Genomic DNA, 17,405 nt, shown 5'->3' on the forward strand with positions numbered 1-17,405 from the left:
CAAGAAGTCTGAGGAGGAGTTGCGCAGCAATGTGAATTTAATGTTAGGAGCTTGGTGGATTTAGGGGGAATTTCGTTGTCAGTGTAGGAGTGAGAGGTAAGTTCTGACTTTACAGTTTCTGGGTATGGAAAAAGCAAACGCCGTTGAAATCAGCCATTTGGTGAAGTGTTATCGCTCATCGTTCAAGCGACGGCTGTTTCGTGCCGTGGATGATGTGTCACTACAAATCGGGGAAGGGGAAGTTTACGGACTAATTGGCCCCAATGGCTCCGGTAAATCCACCACGATGAAGGCTTTGATCGGCCTGGTGACTCCCACTGAGGGGAGTTGCAAGGTTTTTGGAGCCGAGTCCATCAAGGTAGATTCGCGCCGTGAGATCGGTTTTCTTCCTGAGAATCCCTACTTCTACAAGCACCAGACGGTGGCCGAGACCTTGAAGTTTTATGGCAAGCTGTGCGGGATGCACGGCAAGGAATTGACGAGCCGGGTTGATGAATTGATCGAGCTGGTGTCTCTGGAGAATGCGCGGAATCGTAGAATCGGCGGCTATTCCAAAGGGATGCTGCAGCGGGTAGGTTTGGCTCAGGCCTTGATCCAAAAGCCGCGCCTGCTGGTACTGGATGAACCTACTGCCGGGGTGGATCCGCTGGGGTCTCGTGAGATCCGGGATCTGATCCTCAAGCTGAAACATGAGGGTGTCACGATCTTCCTATGTTCCCATTTGCTGGAGCAGGTGCAGGAGGTCTGTGACCAAGTAGGTATCATTTTCGAGGGGAAGATTGTCCAGCAAGGCACCTTGAAGGAGCTGACGACCGTGGATGATCACGATGAAATCATCCTCAAGGGAGCCAGTGAGGAACTCTTGACCAAGATCAAGCAGCTGGTGCAGCAGGATGCAGCGGCCGAGTGGGTGAGCCATGGCAAGCCGAAGACTACCCTGGAGAGGCTGTTCATTGAGACGGCGAGGAAACGAGGCAAATCATCGAAGTAAAGGGAATCAGGAACATGGCTGGAAAGACCACATCATTTATATCGCTTCGCAGGATCACCACGATCTCAAGCCATACCTTCACGCAGTTGGTGCGGATGAAGGTATTCTATCTGCTTTCTGTGTTTGCCGTCTTGCTGATCGGTGTACAGATGGTGGAGATGCCCTACTCGGTAAGTGGCGTCTCCAATATGAACCAGGATCTGCGCTTGCTGAAGAGCGCGGGATTTTTTGCGATGAATACCTTTGCCTTTATCCTGGCGCTCTCGGCGACAGCTTTGCTGCTGCCAAAGGATATCGAGGACCGGACTCTTTACACCATTCTCTGTAAGCCGGTGCCCCGGCTTGATTACCTGCTGGGCAAGCTGGGCGGCGTGTTGTGTCTGATCCTGGTCTCCCTTCTGGTGATGGATGGGCTATTCAGTGCCATCCTGCATTTCAAGGTAGAGGGTATTGTGGCTGAGACTCAGTCCATGCTGGGCGCCAGAGGCTTGTCGGCGGCCGTGATCGAGCGCCAGTCCGAAGAGATCTACAGCCAGGGAGTTACTTGGAATCTCCAGATCGGTGTGCTGGCGGTGTTTCTCAAGGCTGCCGTGATTGCCTCCATCGCCATGCTGGTCTCCACCTTCTCTACGTCGACGATTTTCACCATCATCATTACCGTGATCGTGGCGCTGATCGGTACTATCCAGGCGGATGCCCGTGAGTATTTCATGCGCCAGGAAGACCTGGGGATCATCACGCCGATGTCTGAGGTGACCCGCTGGGTTGCCCTATTGTTCCCTGATTTCCAGCTGCTGGGAGTCGAGGATGGAGTTATTGATGGCAAGCAAGTTCCGGGCTCTATCCTAGGGCGCGTGTGCTGGGTGGCCTTTCTCTATTGTGCGGTGTATACCGTGCTCTCTTGGTTCGTATTTCGTAGAAAAGAAGTCTGATGGCAAACAAGTGGCTCAATGCGGTGATCGTAATCTGCGTCCTGCTGGCCTTTGGCTGGTGGAGGATGGGCTATGAGAGTGCATTGTCCTCAGAGATGCGGGAGAGAGAGCTGCTGCCAGCGCCGATGAGTCTGGATACACGGGCCTCTCTGAAGCAGAAGGGGCTGGCCTCCACTTTCGGGAGTCTAAGGCCCACGCTGGCGGCGATCATGAGCCTGACTGCCACGCAGTATCATGTGGATAGTGACTGGGAAAATTTGGAGCGTGAGTACAAGGATATTGTGCTGCTGGATCCCGGTAACGTGAATTACTGGGACCTGGGATCCTGGCACATCGGGACCAATGCCGCTGTCTCCAGTAAGGAGAACACGGATTACCCGCCCTTGAAGCGCCAGGCCATGTTCGAAGATTACGTTCACAAAGGCTCAGATTTTTTGGATCAAGGGATTTTGATGAGCCCGAAAGAGTGGCGCCTACCGTTCCTGAAGGCCCGCATGTGGGCTAATGTTCATCTCATACCTGACCATGAGCTGGTGCTGAAGACTCTGCGCCAGGCGCTGGAGTACGACAATGTGCCACAAATGGAGCGTAAGATGATGGAGCGTATGGTGCTCTATACACTGGCCCGGATCCCCGGAAAATCCCAGGAAGCCTATGATCAGGCATACCAGCTTTGGAGTGAGGGGGACAGCCAGCACTACCCAAGTGTGCTAAGCCGGCTATTCATTCTGCAGAATAATCCTTCAGTAAAAATCAAGCGGCGCCTGAGTCTGGAAGAGCTTTATGGTGACAAGATGAACGCATACCGGAATTTGCGGAATTATTGGAAGGGAAAGGGCTCAGACGACGTTCCTTATGGTGTAGAGGAAGCTTTGAAGAAGCTAGAGAGCGAATTAGGGGTTAGAAATGAGCAGCGCCTGTTCCCTTATGGACCGCTAAAATAATAGAAGTCACCGTGATCAAGGGCATTTTTTTCTTTTCCTTTTGTGGCCTAGCGTTCATTGCTTCTTTCCGTCTGCAAAACCACCTCATTATATGAAAATAGCTTTATTTGGAGATATTCACGCTAACTGGGAAGCGCTAGAGACCGTCCTTGCTGATGCAGAGGTCCAGGGCTGCGACAGCTACGTGTGTCTTGGTGACGTGGTGGGCTACAATGCGGATCCCGTCAAATGTTTGGAGAAAATTCGTGAAATGGGCTGCCCGGTTGTTAAGGGTAACCATGACGAAGATGCTGGAGGTGAACACTCCCTGGAAATGATGAACCCTACAGCGGCGGAAGCCCTGCAGTGGACTCGTGACCAACTCACCGCCGAACAACGTGAATGGCTGGCTCGCATGCGTATGGTCCGCCAAGTCGAGGATTTCACCATCGTCCACTCTACACTCGATCAACCTAACGTATGGAACTATGTGACCAACAAGTTCGATGCGATGTCCAATTTCTCATACCAGTTCACTCAGGTGTGTTTCCATGGTCACACGCACGTGCCTCGCGTATTCGTGAGAGGTGCCCGTGTCCAGGAAGTCCAGCCAGAGGCAGTGGCTATCGAGGCCGGCATGAAGTACTTCATCAACGCCGGTTCCGTAGGCCAGCCTCGTGACGGCGAGTGGAAGGCCTCCTACTGCATCTATGACATGGATGCCAAGGTCGTTACCTTCCGCCGCCTCGAGTACGATATCGAGACCACCCAGAAGAAGATCATCGAAGCTGGCCTGCCAAAGGTGCTCGCGGATCGTCTGGCCAATGGCCGATAAGCGAACCATTTCAATTTGGTTGTTTGATAAGCCGGTGCCTGAGGGCGCCGGCTTTTCTTTTTCCTGGTGATCAAGGATGCTCGATATTGAAGAGCTGATCGGTCAGGCAATACCAGTCTGGTGAAGCCATGCGCCCCACTGGGTGATAGTTTGCTTGGTCAAAGCGGAGTGATTCCGGGTCAAACAGTCCCTCGCGGGCGTGGACGCGGTGCACGGTGCCAATCACGAGGCGATTGGTGCCTATCTCCATGGTCGTGTATTCCCGGCACTCCAGGGCGGCAGGAGCCTCGCTGATACGCGGTGGGGCTACCACGGAGCTCTTGCTCAGGCTGAGGCCTAGTCCGTCCAGCTCAGAGGTGCCGTAGGGCAGACTGGCGGAGGTGGCTACCATAGCCTCGGCCACCGGCTGGTCCACGAGGTTGATCACGAATTCACGGGATTGGCGGACGTTCTTGGCGGTGTCCTTCGGGAGGCCAGGTTCCTTGTTGCCCGGCGCGAAAGCCACGATCGGGGGATTGGAGCCGAAGACGTTGAAGAAGGAGAAGGGGGCTGCGTTGACATTACCCTCCGCATCGACCGTGGTGACCCAGGCGATGGGGCGCGGGGTGACGAGTGACGCTAGAATGGGGTAGGCGTTCGGGCGGTGTTGTCCGTCGAGATCGAATTCAATGCTATTAGCCATGCGCGGATACTAGGACCGGCAGGGCTGGTATGCAAGGGAAGTGGAGCTTTGCGCCGCTAGCCCTCGTTTTTGGGAGCCAGCAGGTGGATGTTCTTGAAGCCATTGGTGCGGAGTTCGGTCCAGTAGCGCTCTTCTTTGGATCGGGCCAGTTCACGGCGTTCCTCTTCACCCAGGCTCTTCCATTTCTTGGCCCCGTGGATGCGGATCATGTCGCGCTCGGCGAGCCTGATCATCAAATCTTCCCAAAAAGTAGCGTTGCGCATCTCATCATAGGACTGAAAGGCGTAGGATTTTTCCTCAAACTCTTTGGTTAGGCGCGGGCGGTCACTGTTCGGGTCATGTTCGATCAATTTTCCCATGCCGAGCTGAGAAAGGCGCTCGAGCACGCGGTCGAGCATGGCTTCGTAGCGTTCCGCATTGAAGTCAGATCCTGGTAACTGGTTGAAAGAAGAGACCCAACAGGCGAGAGAGAGCATCTCAGCCAGGGTCAGCATTTCCTCATCGGTGAAGCGCATTTGCATGTGGGCGGAAAGGTGTCTGGAAATTTTTTTTGATCAAGTAGCAATTTTTACTTGAACGCTCCGAGATACCGTGCATTTTTCGCGTCGCCCGAGCGGCTCACCAAAAAGTGCAGGGTTAGCTCAGTTGGTAGAGCAACTGGTTTACACCCAGTTGGTCGGGGGTTCAAGTCCCTCACCCTGCACCATTTTTTCTCTCTCCCAGTAAGGATCTCCCTACTGGGATTTTTTGTGTCTGGGTGTTTTCTAAATCGAGAGCCTGACGAAGTAGCCAGTGAGGTGTGAAGGGTATTGTCTAGTTCACCACGTTTTGCGGGGAGCCTTCCAGGAAGGCTTTTATGTTTTGGTAGGACTCGTGGGCGAGACGTTCGCAGGCGGGTAGGCTATTCCAGGCGATGTGCGGGGTGAGGATGCAGTTTGGGGCGCTGAGCAGCGGGCTCTCAGGCAGCGGGGGCTCGGGTGAGAGGACGTCCAGTGCGGCGCCTGCGAGCTGCTGGTTAGCCAGCGCGGTGGCGAGTGCCTGCTCGTCGACCAAGTTTCCGCGAGCGGTATTGATCAGCAGGCTGGTGGGTTTCATCAGAGCCAGCAGCTCAGCGGAGACGACCAGGTGGTTGGCTGGGCTGGATCTGGAATGGATGGAGAGAATATCTGAGCTGGCAAAGAGGGTTTCTAGATCGACCTTTTCCACACCTTGCTCCTGAAGTTCATTGGCAGAGCGCGAGGAAGAGGCGATGAAGCGCAGTTGGAATCCGGAGAGCATTTCCTGTACTCGTCTGGCGATGAGTCCATAACTCAGGAAGCCGAAGGTTTTTCCCTGGATCTCCTGGATCGGGAACTGCTCGATGATTCCGGCGCGGACGGCGGGCCATCCCTGGCTCTGGATGAGGTGATGCTGCTCGCCGATGCGGTGGGCGAGGGCGAAGAGGAGCGCCACGGTATGCTGGGCGACGTTTTCGGTGCCGTAGTTAGGGGTATTGCAGACGGTGATGCCATGGCGGCGCATGGCTTCCCGGTCGATGGTGTCGAATCCGGTGCCCAACAGGGAGATGAGCTTGAGCTCGGGGAAGTCTGGCAGATGGTCTTCTGTGAGTGGGACATCATCCATGACGATGCAGTCGGCCCCCGCCGCGTATTGCTTCAGTTTCTCCGGGGTTTCCGCGAGGAAGGGGAAGTAGCTGACCTTGCCAAGACTTGCGAGCTGCTCGCGCAGTGGTGCCAGCTCCGGAGTCGTGAAGCGGTCTGAGTGGAAGATGGCAATCTGGAGCATGATTCTGGTGGCTGGTAGTTAGTTTGGACTCTTCGGGCAAAGAAACTCTGCTGGATGAGTTTGCTGATTGCATGATCACGAGGCAACTGCGGTCTACCGGTACGCTGTGCCTACCGAGTAAGTGAATGACATAAGGAGGATGGTGTGTTAATCCTAGAGGGCAATTCTAGTTACGTGTGTGCTGACCAATGAATACCATTCTAACATTATTGATGCTTTGTCTTGGGGCCACGCTAGGTCTTGGAGAAGAGAAGGCTTTTGAGGTGCTTCGGAAATACGCTACAGAGCATCAAGTCTCCAAAGAGAATATTGCGAGCGGCTTGAAAGGGGCGAAATGGAATAGCGACAAGTCCGCCGTTGCCTTCCCTCGACCAGAATCCTCTTTGTGTCTGGTAGCTTACAAAACTGAGGAGGGTTAGCCGATCAGAAACAGTTGAAAGCTCGGAAACAGTTTTGGAAAGATTATAAAAAACATTTAGGAGAATAATATGAGAACGAAGGTGAGGGTTTTGATGCCAATTTTAATAGCTGTCTCTGGATTAATTTATTGTAGTGCAGAAGAAACTTTTGATTTAGAAGCGTTTGAGCTTCGCATCAAGGCTCTGAAGGGGTCATGGAATACGCCCAGAGAGCTGACTAATGAGGACGCTGTGACGTGGGCTAAATTGGCCTATGAGCACCACGGCTCTGTGATGAAGTTTGAGTGGTGCGACAGGTCGGTTACCTATGAGCTTAAAACACCGACGGAAAAGAAGACGAAGACGATTACTCTCAATGATGCGCAGCTATATGTATTAAGTACAGTCGTTGGTAAATCTTATGATGCGAAGGAAGCGGAGCTCACGACAATTGGGGTTCCTCAAGAATCTTTGCTGGTGAGTGAGGTATTTGTTAAGGGGCATGGTGTGAAGACCAAGGTTTTGTATTCGCCTCTGGGTGTTCATAAATTCCTGGTGACCAAAGATGGTACCTTTGATGAGTTGGATTTTAATCAATCAGATTACGAATCGTCGCGTTCCCTGCTGTTGTTTGCGATGATCTGTGGCTTGAGTGAAGAGCTGATCGAGATCGACTTCAAGACGCGCGAGCAAGTGATAGAAGCGGAGAAGAAAAGGAATCAGAAGAAGCATGAAGGTGGTGAGAAGCAGGAGGGAAAATAGATAGGCGCGACCAGGTGGAGGACGTTCGATGATGGGACTTATGGGCAGCTTATGCTTGTGGTAGTCCTGACTTAATTGTAGAGATAAAGTTGCTTCTAACATTTACCCCATACCAAAACTAACGATGAAAATTCTCTGTGTGTTGATGAGTCTGGCGCTCACCCTTTTTGCTAGCGGTCAAGAAACTGTCCAATATTCCAAAGACGGGTTGGAGGCTGTCATTCCCAAAGGCTTTGAATACGTTGATCTGAGTGAGCAGAATCCTACGGCGTCTGCTCGTGGTTATTTCCGTTCCCCGGACGATAGCATCCGTTTCTATCACGAGCGGGCGAGATCGATCAAACTGTTCCTGAGCGCGAAATCCGAGTACATCACCAGTGCGGATGCGCAGGTGCTCAAGCGCAAGCCTGATGGAACCCGCTTCATGAATTACCTCACGGTGAAGCCCGTGGATAATCCCAATGCTTACACTCGCTACCTGGCTTTTGGGTCTACGACCCAGACTGCTGGTGGTGTGACCCAGTTTGGAGTTCAAGCAAGCAGTGATAAACTCTACCAGAAGTGGAAATCCTTTTACGTGAAGTTCAAGCAATCCGTACAGGTCGACGAAGGTCACTGAGTGACTAACCCATTTTCCAGACTACGCGGATTCTGAGGAAGCTTACAAAAACCATTACGTGAGAAATGCGTGAGTACGAATATGTGGGTAGCCCAGACTTCATACCTAAAGGTGATTTTCCACCGCGCCTGAAGGTGGAAGAGGCGGAGGCACTTTTGCTCTGGATGCAGGATCATCGCAGTGACATGGATATCGAGGAGTGTATCCCTGCGACCTACGTGGTCGATGTGGATGGCCAGTTCTGGATTGCGGATCGTGGGTCCGAGCATGTCGCCTGTGCGCGGGTGGGTCGGGTACTTGCAGCGGGTGAGGCCTTTCTGAGTGGCATGGATGAAACTCCGTACATTCACCGCATCACGAACCAATCCACGGGTTATTGTCCTGAACCGGAATCATGGCAGGCAGTCGAGCGGGCTCTTGCTGGGACGGGGCTGGAATTCCCGTCAGGATTCGATCCTGCGTTTGAGTTTCGCATTTGTCCTAGTTGCCAGACTCTGGCGATCGTCAAAGATGGGTACTATACTTGTCTCATGTGCGGTGCTGATCTGCCTCTGGAATGGAATATTGAGGGATGAGTCCGCAGGGATTCTTTCTGCCCGCAGTCATTGTATTGCCATGTGCTCTCCATGGCGATAAGCTGAGAGCTATGGTGAAAAACTTTGCTCTCGCTGTGTTGTGTCTGTTCATGCCTCTGGCCTTGCAGGCGGATGACTTGTCACTGGATCTCACTTGCAAGATTCCTGAGGCTAAAAAGTCGCTCAAAGACGTCACGGTGGTGGCGAGGCTCTATGAGTTTGACCCCTTACTTGCAGATGTGGCCGCCACTGAGGTGGATAAGGTCGTGATCAGCGGCATGGATATCCGGGCCGGGAAAACGCTGGAGTTCAGCTTGCCGCTGCATGCGGAGCGCGCCGAGCGGCGTTCGTACTACGTGACGGTATTCATCCATCCCGATGCGGAAATGAAGGAACGGCTCTATTTCATCAATGGCTTTCAGAAAGTGTTCGAGGGGAAAGATGAGGAAAGCCTCAAAGTGGAGCTCAAAGCTGTCTCAAAATGAGTAGGCGGAAAAATAATTCAGAAAATCTCTACACGTTTCAGGACTCGAAGACATGGGCATAGAGTAGAGGAATGTCAGTAAGGTGAAAGAGCATGATGTAGAAGAGTTTATCCGGGAGATTACCCGTCATCAGTCAGTGATGACGGCGTTTATCCGTTCCCTCTTGCCCGGATATTGCGATCCCCGGGATGTCTTGCAGGAAGTGAACATTACGCTTTGGAAAAAGAAGGAGCAGTATGAGCCCGGATCTAATTTTAAGGCCTGGGCCTTCAAGGTCGCGAAGTATCATGTGCTAAACGAGCGCAGGAAACTCAAGCGCTCCCATGTAATCGTATTTGATGATGATCTGCTGGAAGCGTTTTCTGCTGAGGGTGAGAATTTACTCAGTAATGAGATGCTCGACGATAGAATGGTGGCTCTCAGGCGCTGTCTTGAGGGGCTGAGCGAGCGGCACCGGTCTTTGCTGAAGCTCCGCTATAGCAAGGATGTTTCCATTGAGCAGTATGCCGAGTCACAGAATAGAAAGGCTGGTACGCTTAGGGCCACCTTAAGGCAAATCAGAATAAAGCTGAAGGATTGTGTCATGGGTAGATTAAGGGAGGTGACACCGTGAGCAATCATGCTGCCGAGGAACTCATGCTGAAACTATTCGATGGAGATATCTCCCATGCTGAGTTTGAGCGTCTACAGCAGATGATGCGTGAGGATGTCAGCTTGCGTGATTTGTATTTAGAGCACGCAGCGATGGAGCATGTGATGGATGATCTGGTGGGTACCCAGAGTGTCTCAAGCCATCGGAAGATACTGAGCATGGGGAGTTCAATGAGGAGGTCTGCGATGCGCTGGGCGGGAATCGCTGCGGTGGCGCTGCTGACGATGGGTGTATGGGTGGGCTGGAATATGATATCCGATATTTCTGTCCGTGCTGACATGCGTTTCAGTTACAGTAGTAAGTGGTCGGTAGACGGTGAAGCTGGTGTCCATTCACCGGAACTCAAGGTCGGGCAGAAGTTGAGGCTCGAGTATGGTGCGGTGGAGTTAAGTTTACCCAAGGGTGTTGTAGGTATCGTGGAGGGGCCGGCGACTGTGGAATTAGTGGAGGCAGATTTAGTGCGCATGGTAGAAGGAAGGGGTAGCTTCATGGTGCCTGAGGAAGGTCATGGGTTTGCCGTGGAGACGGAGCGTATGAAGGTGGTGGACCTCGGGACTGCTTTCACCGTGGTGACAGGTTGGGGTGAGCGTGATGAGGTGTACGTGAATCAGGGATCGGTCGAGGTGCACGCTGCTGACAATTCGAGGTTGTTAGAGGTGGGGCAAGCTCTTCGTGTGAGTGCCTTGGGAGAGTTAGAAGATGCTGACTATGATAATGGGCAGTTCCTCGCTAAGCTGCCAGGCTCTGTTCAGCTGGTCTTTGCAGATGATTTCGAGAGTCATCCATACAAGGACGGCGAAGTGGGAGGTGGGGGCTTTCATGCATGGTCAGCGGTAGGAAAGACCAGTGGAGGCTATTTTAATCCACGTGGACATGGGGTCTACTATCGTAACAAAAATCTGGATGATACAGGTCCTAGTAGTGGATTGTTAGATGGGATGAAGGGGGCAAATGTTGGCTTTCTCTATAGTGCCAAGCAGGTAGGTATTGAGAGAAAGATCGGTGTTCTTGCTGAACCCGGTACTTATACCCTACAGCTGGCGCTGGGTGTTCGGGATAACCGATCGGCTACCTATGGTGGATATACGATCTCATTGATGAGTCATGGGAGGGTCTTGCAGGAGATTCGTTCTAATGAAGTTCCGGGGCCGAAGAATGCCTTTACCAAGGTGGTGTTGAGCTACGATGCGACGAATCTTCCTGAAGGGGTATCCTATGGGGATCCTCTTGAGGTGAGGATTATGTGTAATGCTGCCGGGGCTCCAAAGCGCTGCTATTTGGATTTTGATAATCTGCAGCTGAGTTTTATGGCGCGTTCCCTCGAAAAATAAAAAAGCGTCGATTTTTACTACACGAATTTTGATGGGTGGACATGTGCCTAGTAAGCCCTCTTGGACGCATTGTTTAGTTCATGAGGTCAACAGACACATGGAATCATGAAAAAACACGCTATCCTTAAAACAAGTATGCTGGCTGGAGCTATGGCTGCCAGTGTGACGGTCGCTCAGGCTGCAACAGTCAATGTGGATCTAGGTCCCAACGGAGCTGGAACTTATGTCGGTACAGGCGCAGCTCCTGATGCTGGAACCATCTGGAATAACGTAAGCTTTGCAGCATCAGGTGTCAGCATCACGGTGCCCACTGCGGAGGTGACAGGCCTTGTGGACTCAACAGGCGTAGCCACAGGTATGGGGTTCCGTTTGGAAAGCATTTCACCCTCCACTTCTACCACACAATTTCGCTCCTTTGGTAATGGAGGTACCACAGATCTACAGGGGGATCGTCTATTCTCAAGGAATGGAGCGCTCGGTACGGTGGTAATCAGCGGTCTGGATGATGCCAAGACCTACGACATTTATCTTTATACAGCAGGCTTCAATACGAACTACACCATTGGTGGCATTACCAAAAATGCTGATGCCAGCTCTACTAGTAATGGTACCTTTGTGGAGGGGGAAGACTATGTTCTCTTTAGCGGGATTTCCTCCACCTCTAATGAGATCTCTATTGGTGTTCAGGACGGTGTAGGCGCTCTTGATAGTTTTGGGGTGCTCAGTGGCTTCCAGGTTGTTTCCGTTCCAGAGCCATCCAGTACTGTGATGATCGGCGCAGGATTGGCTTTCTTGGGTCTACGTCGAAAGCGTCATGCCTAATCGGTATTTAACAAAAGTTTGCCAGCTAGCCATGTGCTTGCTGGCAATCTTCAGCTCTGTGAGTTCAGGTGCTGCGGGGTTTATCTATCCTGACAGCGCGAGCTCTAGTGGTGGTCAGTTTAGTGCCAGTTATGCTCCGTCTAACCTGATGAATGGCGGTTTCACTGGGCCTGGTGATGTCATTGATACCACCGTGAACTACATCGCCTCGGGCAATAACTATGCCTCCGCGTCTGGAACGACTTCAGGTTTCTCCATCACCTTTGAGTTTGATGAAGCGGTAGAGCTGGATGGGATGTATGTCTGGAACTACGTCTATCGGAATAATGGCAATGGTTCTGGATCTCCCAGTGCCGGGGTGAATGCCTACACCCTGACCTTCTATGATGGAGCTAACGGAGGTGGTAATCAAATCGGAGAAGTCTATTCCTCCAACTTGGCCCAAGCAGTTTATAATGCGCAAAATACGGCTCAAACGGTGAGCTTTGGAGTGAGCTACACGGGTGTTAGATCCGTAGTCATGCAGGTGGTTTCCAATCATGGGGGGACAAGCTTTACTGGAATGAGTGAGTTGGCGTTTAGTGATGTGCAAAATGGAGGCAACGGAATTACTTCTTTCACTGCCTCGGAGAGTTTCGTGCAAAAGCCGGCACAGATTCAGCTTGGCTGGCAGGTGGAGGAGCCGATCAGCTCTCTGGAGATTCAGCCGGATGTAGGAGATGTTCTTAGTCTTACTTCAGGAGGTCTTGGAAGTGTGTTGGTTTCTCCGATCGGCAAAACGAAGTACACTCTGATTTTAAATGGGACTGAAGAGCAATCAGTCGAAGTCGTTGGATTACCCGAGAAGGAGAAGGTGCATCTCTATCTGATGATTGGTCAGTCTAACATGCAGGGCGCGGGACGTGATCGTGATGCGGAATTGGATGCAGGCGTAGGCCGGGTTTTACAGTTTGGCAGTCGCGATGGGATGAAGTCGCAATGGTTACAGGCGGAGCATCCGCTGACAGCTCTGAGTGTCGATGGCAATGTGATTGGCATGGGGCTTGAGTTTGGCAAGACGCTACTCGCCAGCCAGTCGGACCCCGAGGTGGTGGTGGGAATTATCAACCATGCCATGGGATCGACCGCGATCCAGTGGTGGGCTCCTGGAGCTCCGCATTCAAAAAAGAATCGTCCAGGAACCAGTGAGCCTTACTATCTCTACGATGAGGCCATCCAGCGAGTCAATGCGGCCAAGCAGTACGGAGTGCTCAAGGGCGTGCTCTGGCATCAAGGCGAGTATAACTCGAACCCTAGCCAGTCGAATCCTGCCGCTGAATGGGATCTCTATGATGAGCGTATCCAGGCTCTCGTCGATAACTTGCGCAGTGATACAGGTGTGGCATGGTTGCCCTTTGTGTGCGGCAAGCTGGTGCCATCCAGCTGGGTGAATGATAGCGGCCAGACGATCAACTACAACAGGCCCTCACAGCGTGACATCGTGGAGGCTGCCATGGCTGATCTGCCAAACCACCGCAGCAATACGGCTTGTGTAGAGAACATTGGACTACGCGGCATGGATAATGAAATGATTCACTTTGATGCCTGGTCTCAGCGTGAGCTTGGTCAGCGCTATGCTGCGGCGATGCAGCAGATTTACAGCAATCCTTTTCTGATGTACATGGGTGGATACTATGATCCGTCAGAGCTTCAGGATTCTGAGATCATTGATCCCGATGGAGACAATGACGGGGATGGGAGGAGTAATTTTTTAGAGAATGCTTTCCTAACAAATCCTAGACTGCCGGACGTCTTCAGTGTGCTTTCATCACCAGTCATCATCAATGACGGAGCAGAGGATTTCGCCGAGCTTAGCTTTATCCGCCGCTATGATAGTGAGGCCCCCAATTACTGGGTCGAAGTCTCCGAGGACTTGGTGTCCTGGGTTTCGAATCAGGATAGCGGTGGAGTTACTGAAGAGATGGGATCTCCCCAAAGCAATGGAAATGGTACGTGGACAACGACCGTGCGTCATGCCCTGCCAGAATCCGGGAAAGAGCATTTGTTTTTCCGAGTCAAAGTCTCGGAGTAGTGTGCTGGCCTATCTCGTGGCGAGATAGGCCAGAATCATAGATTACTCGCTGGCCTCGACCTTGAAGAAGAGTTTTGGCTTTTGCAGTGTGGTTGAGTCTGACTCGGTGGTGACTTGCTGGAATCCGGAGCCGAGCAGCGGGTGGCTGATGGCTTGGGTCTCGGTGGAGGGGAGGAGCCAGGTGCTGAGGTCGTCTGATACGAGGACTTGGTAGCTGAGTGAGTGGGTTCCCGGTGTGCGGCGGGTGTAGACGATTTCAGCTTTGTTTGTGGATGGGTTGATGACGATGGACGGAAGGGTGGAGCGGGCATCCTTGTAGAGCGGGTTAGCTCCGAAGGCGTATTCCTGTAGTAGGTTGATGCCGTCTCCATCTCCATCGGAGCTGAAGTCCGGGCTGGTGCTGCCGGTGTTACGGTAGGCCCAGGCGGCTTTCGCCTGATTGGTGAGTAGGTAGTGATTGCTAACCGCAGTAGCGTCAAAGGCGCTGTTGTAGATGTGGACTTCATCAATGGCTCCCAGGAAGTTGTATCCTGTGGCGTGGCTGGCGCCTCCGATAACAGCGGATCCGTCAACCGTAGTATTCATGCTCTGGCTGCTGGAGGTGAGGTTGGTTTCTAACACTCCGTCAACATAGAGCTTGGCCTCGGTGACATTGAGGGTGGAATCCGTATTAAAGTCGTCGATCACGATGGCGACATGGTGCCACTGGCCGTCATTTATCTTGGTGCTGCCGTAGATGTATCCGCCTTGTACTTCGAGGCGGAGAGTCTGGTCGTTGCCAGAGGGGTTGAGTCGGCAGGTGACACGTTGGCCGTTGCTGTTAGGGCCGTAGGCAAAGAAGGTTTGGTTTTCCGTAGGGCTGCCGTCCGGGACTTTGAGCCAAGCAGTGATGGTGCGGGCAGATTTTCCAGAGGGAAGGGTGAGTCCGCTGAGGTTGACTTGGTCGTCATCACCGTCGAAGTCCAGGGCGTAGCCGTGCTTGCCCAGAATATGGGCGGCATTGAGATCGGTGAAACCAGAGAGGGCGCCCGCATAAGCCCCACTGGCTTCATAGACCAGGCTGCCTTCGGTTTCATTCAGCGGGAACCAGAGATCGGTGGAAGGCACGATGACGTTTACCGTGACGGTGGCGGTGACTTCATTCTCTCCGTCGGTGACGGTATAGTCGAAGACGTGCTGGCCGTAGGCTCCTGCATTGGCGGTGAAATCGATGTTAGACCCATTGATCACAGCACTGCCGAAGGGTGGCTGGCCTACAGAGGCGATGCTCAGTGCGGACGGAGCTCCATCATCAAGGTCGTTGGCCAGTACGGGAATGGAGACGGATTGGGTACCCTGAGTCTGAGCCTGGTCGTTCTCGGGAGCTGGGATGGGAGAGGGAGGGGTGGCGCGGTAGAGCTCAGAATCCGGGATGATGGCCTTAGCCGTGCTCGGGCCGGACCAGGAAAGGCTGAGTGCAGGGGTGTCGGCAGCCGTACGGTAGTAAAGGCGGAATGGATGAAGGCCTGCTTTCAGTTTGATGGTGCCGGAAGCCTCCGAGCCGGAATGGCTAAAGTCATCGTCGATCACGAGGCTGTCATGGATGCGCAGGATGGTGCCCTCATCAGAAGTGGTGTAGAAGGTCCAGGTGCCGTCTTCCGGGATATCGATGTATCCGGTGTAGAGGAGACCTGCATCCGTATCCGTTGTGAGGTGAGATGTGGAAATGGTGGTAGTGTCCACGGTGCTCAGCGGAGTCATCGCTTGGAACTCTGGCACCCAGGCCCAGCTGCCCTCGAACTTGGAGACCTCAATCCCGCTCTCGGCGGCGGTGTTGACTGCCGGGACGAGTTCACTGTCATAAGCGCGGCTGGCGGATGAGTTTGGCTGGCGGATTTGCAGGACACGGTCCTTCATGCGTTGCTGCAGCGTGGTGAAATAGGCGGAGCTACTCGCGAGGTTGACGGCCTCAGGCTCATCGCTGAGGGTGTCGTAAATACGGAAGTCCTGGGAGTGGGAGGTGACGTTGTTGCGGATGCCCTTGTAGCCATCCAGGTAGATGACTTGGGACTGGTTGCGGGAGGTGCCGCCATGGTTCGTGTAGTATCCTGGAGTGGAACCGCCTACAGAGTATTCCACATAGGTGATGGGCTCCCTCTGAGAGCCTGAACCGGTGAGGGTGGGAACCAGGGAAACTCCATCGCTGCGGGCCGGAGCGTCGATACCGGCAAAGTCGCAGAAGGTGGGGAGCCAGTCGTGAAACTGGGAGAGCTGGTTGGTGATGGTATTTGCCTGCACGCGGGTAGGGCCCCAGGCTAGAGTGGGCATGCGGATGCCGCCCTCATGCGTGTCGCGCTTTTCTCCTTCGAAGGGGCCATAGGACTGGAACGCGGTCGGGCTGTGGCCTATACCGCTGATGTAGCTTTCGCTGTGTGGACCGTTGTCCGAGGTGAAGACGATGATGGTATTGTCATCGATGTTCAGGTCTTTGAGAGTCTGAACAAGGTCGCCAACGCAGTCATCGATACGGGTGACCATGGTGGCAAAGCGCTCGTCACCATCGGACCAGCCATTCCCGGTATAGAGTGGGTTACGGTAGGAATCGATGGTTCCCGTGGCAGTATTGATCATGCTGCCAGCGGTGCCATTCCACTGGAGGCCACCAGTAAGGCCCTTGCCGCTCGGGTAGGCTACGGTTGGCAGCTGAAGGGCTGCGTGTGGAGTATCATAGGCGAGGTAGAGGAAAAAGGGACGGTTCGGATTGTTGTTTGTTTCATCAATGATGAGTTTCTTGGCGCGGGCAGTGAAGAGGTCGGTAGTGTAGCACTTGTCGAGGTCGTCCGAGATTTCGTTGTTGTTTTCCCAGACTTCTTTGGTGCCACGGGACGCGGTGACGTGATCCGGGTAGTGGGTGTGGCCGTCTCCGTGGCGGACATACCCGTAAAAGTAGTCGAAGCCGCGCTTGGTCGGGTAAGCTGGCCAGCCGGTGGGATTGGAACCAGAACCTTGGAGGCCGTATTTGCCGATGATGGCGGTGTAGTAGCCAGCCGCTTGTAAGGTGGAAGCCAGGGTGTGGTTGTCTTCCAGCGCTTTATCAAATTGGTTGTCCCGGACGTTTGAGTGGCCTTGATGCACGCCGAGCAACAGAGAGGCGCGTGCAGGGGCACAGACGGGCGCCGGAGTGTAGTGACGGTTGAGGATCATCCCTTCACCAGCCATCGCATCCAGCTCAGGAGTAGACATTTTCTTGGTCCCCGCCTTGTTGTTCTGGAACAAGACTCCGAGGTCGCCGTAGCCGAGGTCATCCGTGAGAATGAAGATGATGTTCGGTGCGGCGGAGCAGGTGAGGATTGTGGATACAATAAGGGTGAGGATGCGTGTGAGGACCTTCATGCTGATGAGTTGCGTGTGAAGTACGAAAATCCCGAAATAAGAGACTATTACGCGATAATGTACGTCTATTAATGAGAATCAGCAAAGAAGAGTTAACAGTCGTGGATGTAGATTTTTTCAAACGAACGCTTACAAAGCGGGGTGCCCAGGGGACCGGTCCCCTGCTCTTT

General features: G+C 53.2%; 17 protein-coding genes and 1 tRNA gene. 14 read left to right on the forward strand and 4 right to left on the reverse strand.

Going from position 1 to position 17,405, the window contains the following annotated elements:
• The first annotated feature begins 124 nt into the window (after positions 1-124).
• The 4 genes from BUB27_RS03820 to BUB27_RS03835 all read left to right on the forward strand — a co-directional run bounded on the left by BUB27_RS03820 (position 125) and on the right by BUB27_RS03835 (position 3,681).
• Positions 125-991, forward strand: a complete 867-nt coding sequence (locus BUB27_RS03820) for an ABC transporter ATP-binding protein (RefSeq protein WP_143158216.1) — start codon at positions 125-127, stop codon at positions 989-991.
• Between the two features lie 14 nt (positions 992-1,005).
• The gene (locus BUB27_RS03825) at positions 1,006-1,923 is read left to right on the forward strand and encodes an ABC transporter permease subunit (RefSeq protein ID WP_143158217.1); all 918 of its coding nucleotides are present in this window, start codon (positions 1,006-1,008) and stop codon (positions 1,921-1,923) included.
• Positions 1,923-2,867 (forward strand): hypothetical protein, encoded by a 945-nt coding sequence (locus tag BUB27_RS03830; RefSeq protein WP_143158218.1) that lies wholly within the window; start codon positions 1,923-1,925, stop codon positions 2,865-2,867. The genes BUB27_RS03825 and BUB27_RS03830 overlap by 1 nt, the downstream gene beginning before the upstream one ends.
• Before the next feature lie 91 nt (positions 2,868-2,958).
• Positions 2,959-3,681, forward strand: coding sequence for a metallophosphoesterase family protein (locus BUB27_RS03835; protein ID WP_143158219.1), 723 nt, complete (start codon positions 2,959-2,961; stop codon positions 3,679-3,681).
• 70 nt (positions 3,682-3,751) lie between these two features.
• Here the strand turns inward: BUB27_RS03835 and BUB27_RS03840 are convergent, their stop codons facing one another.
• Positions 3,752-4,363 (reverse strand): flavin reductase family protein, encoded by a 612-nt coding sequence (locus tag BUB27_RS03840; protein ID WP_200797054.1) that lies wholly within the window; start codon positions 4,361-4,363, stop codon positions 3,752-3,754.
• A gap of 56 nt (positions 4,364-4,419) precedes the next feature.
• Entirely contained in the window at positions 4,420-4,884 is a 465-nt protein-coding gene (locus BUB27_RS03845) for a hypothetical protein (RefSeq protein ID WP_143158220.1), read from the reverse strand.
• A gap of 109 nt (positions 4,885-4,993) precedes the next feature.
• On the opposite strand from BUB27_RS03845, the gene BUB27_RS03850 reads away from it, so the two are divergent.
• Positions 4,994-5,069: transfer RNA gene (locus tag BUB27_RS03850), tRNA-Val, on the forward strand.
• 107 nt (positions 5,070-5,176) lie between these two features.
• Here the strand turns inward: BUB27_RS03850 and BUB27_RS03855 are convergent.
• Complete coding sequence (locus tag BUB27_RS03855) at positions 5,177-6,148, reverse strand: 2-hydroxyacid dehydrogenase (RefSeq protein ID WP_143158221.1); 972 nt, start codon at positions 6,146-6,148, stop codon at positions 5,177-5,179.
• Between the two features lie 188 nt (positions 6,149-6,336).
• Between BUB27_RS03855 and BUB27_RS03860 the strand changes: the two genes are divergently transcribed.
• The 9 genes from BUB27_RS03860 (at position 6,337) to BUB27_RS03900 (ending at position 13,863) form a co-directional block, all read left to right on the forward strand.
• Positions 6,337-6,567 (forward strand): ANTAR domain-containing protein, encoded by a 231-nt coding sequence (locus tag BUB27_RS03860; RefSeq protein WP_143158222.1) that lies wholly within the window; start codon positions 6,337-6,339, stop codon positions 6,565-6,567.
• A 69-nt stretch (positions 6,568-6,636) separates the two neighbouring features.
• Positions 6,637-7,308 carry a hypothetical protein gene (locus BUB27_RS03865; RefSeq protein ID WP_143158223.1) on the forward strand — a complete coding sequence of 224 codons (672 nt, stop codon included), beginning with the start codon at positions 6,637-6,639 and terminating at the stop codon, positions 7,306-7,308.
• Positions 7,309-7,432: 124 nt separating this feature from the next.
• Entirely contained in the window at positions 7,433-7,927 is a 495-nt protein-coding gene (locus BUB27_RS03870) for a hypothetical protein (RefSeq protein ID WP_143158224.1), read from the forward strand.
• 65 nt (positions 7,928-7,992) lie between these two features.
• On the forward strand, positions 7,993-8,502 hold the full coding sequence (locus tag BUB27_RS03875; protein WP_143158225.1) for a hypothetical protein: 510 nt from the start codon (positions 7,993-7,995) through the stop codon (positions 8,500-8,502).
• 71 nt (positions 8,503-8,573) lie between these two features.
• Positions 8,574-8,987, forward strand: coding sequence for a hypothetical protein (locus BUB27_RS03880; RefSeq protein WP_143158226.1), 414 nt, complete (start codon positions 8,574-8,576; stop codon positions 8,985-8,987).
• A gap of 82 nt (positions 8,988-9,069) precedes the next feature.
• Positions 9,070-9,600, forward strand: coding sequence for a sigma-70 family RNA polymerase sigma factor (locus BUB27_RS03885; RefSeq protein WP_143158227.1), 531 nt, complete (start codon positions 9,070-9,072; stop codon positions 9,598-9,600).
• Positions 9,597-10,970: a FecR family protein gene (locus BUB27_RS03890; protein WP_143158228.1), complete on the forward strand. Its 1,374-nt coding sequence runs from the start codon at positions 9,597-9,599 to the stop codon at positions 10,968-10,970. The genes BUB27_RS03885 and BUB27_RS03890 overlap by 4 nt, the downstream gene beginning before the upstream one ends.
• A gap of 105 nt (positions 10,971-11,075) precedes the next feature.
• A complete protein-coding gene (locus BUB27_RS03895; protein ID WP_143158229.1) occupies positions 11,076-11,792 on the forward strand; it encodes a PEP-CTERM sorting domain-containing protein in 717 nt (238 codons plus the stop codon).
• Between the two features lie 31 nt (positions 11,793-11,823).
• Complete coding sequence (locus BUB27_RS03900) at positions 11,824-13,863, forward strand: sialate O-acetylesterase (RefSeq protein ID WP_159434788.1); 2,040 nt, start codon at positions 11,824-11,826, stop codon at positions 13,861-13,863.
• Positions 13,864-13,905: 42 nt separating this feature from the next.
• Here BUB27_RS03900 and BUB27_RS03905 read toward each other — a convergent pair whose 3' ends face one another.
• Positions 13,906-17,235: a sulfatase-like hydrolase/transferase gene (locus BUB27_RS03905; RefSeq protein WP_143158231.1), complete on the reverse strand. Its 3,330-nt coding sequence runs from the start codon at positions 17,233-17,235 to the stop codon at positions 13,906-13,908.
• Between the last annotated feature and the right edge of the window lie 170 nt (positions 17,236-17,405).

The organism is Rubritalea squalenifaciens DSM 18772, assembly GCF_900141815.1.
GTDB lineage: Bacteria > Verrucomicrobiota > Verrucomicrobiia > Verrucomicrobiales > Akkermansiaceae > Rubritalea > Rubritalea squalenifaciens.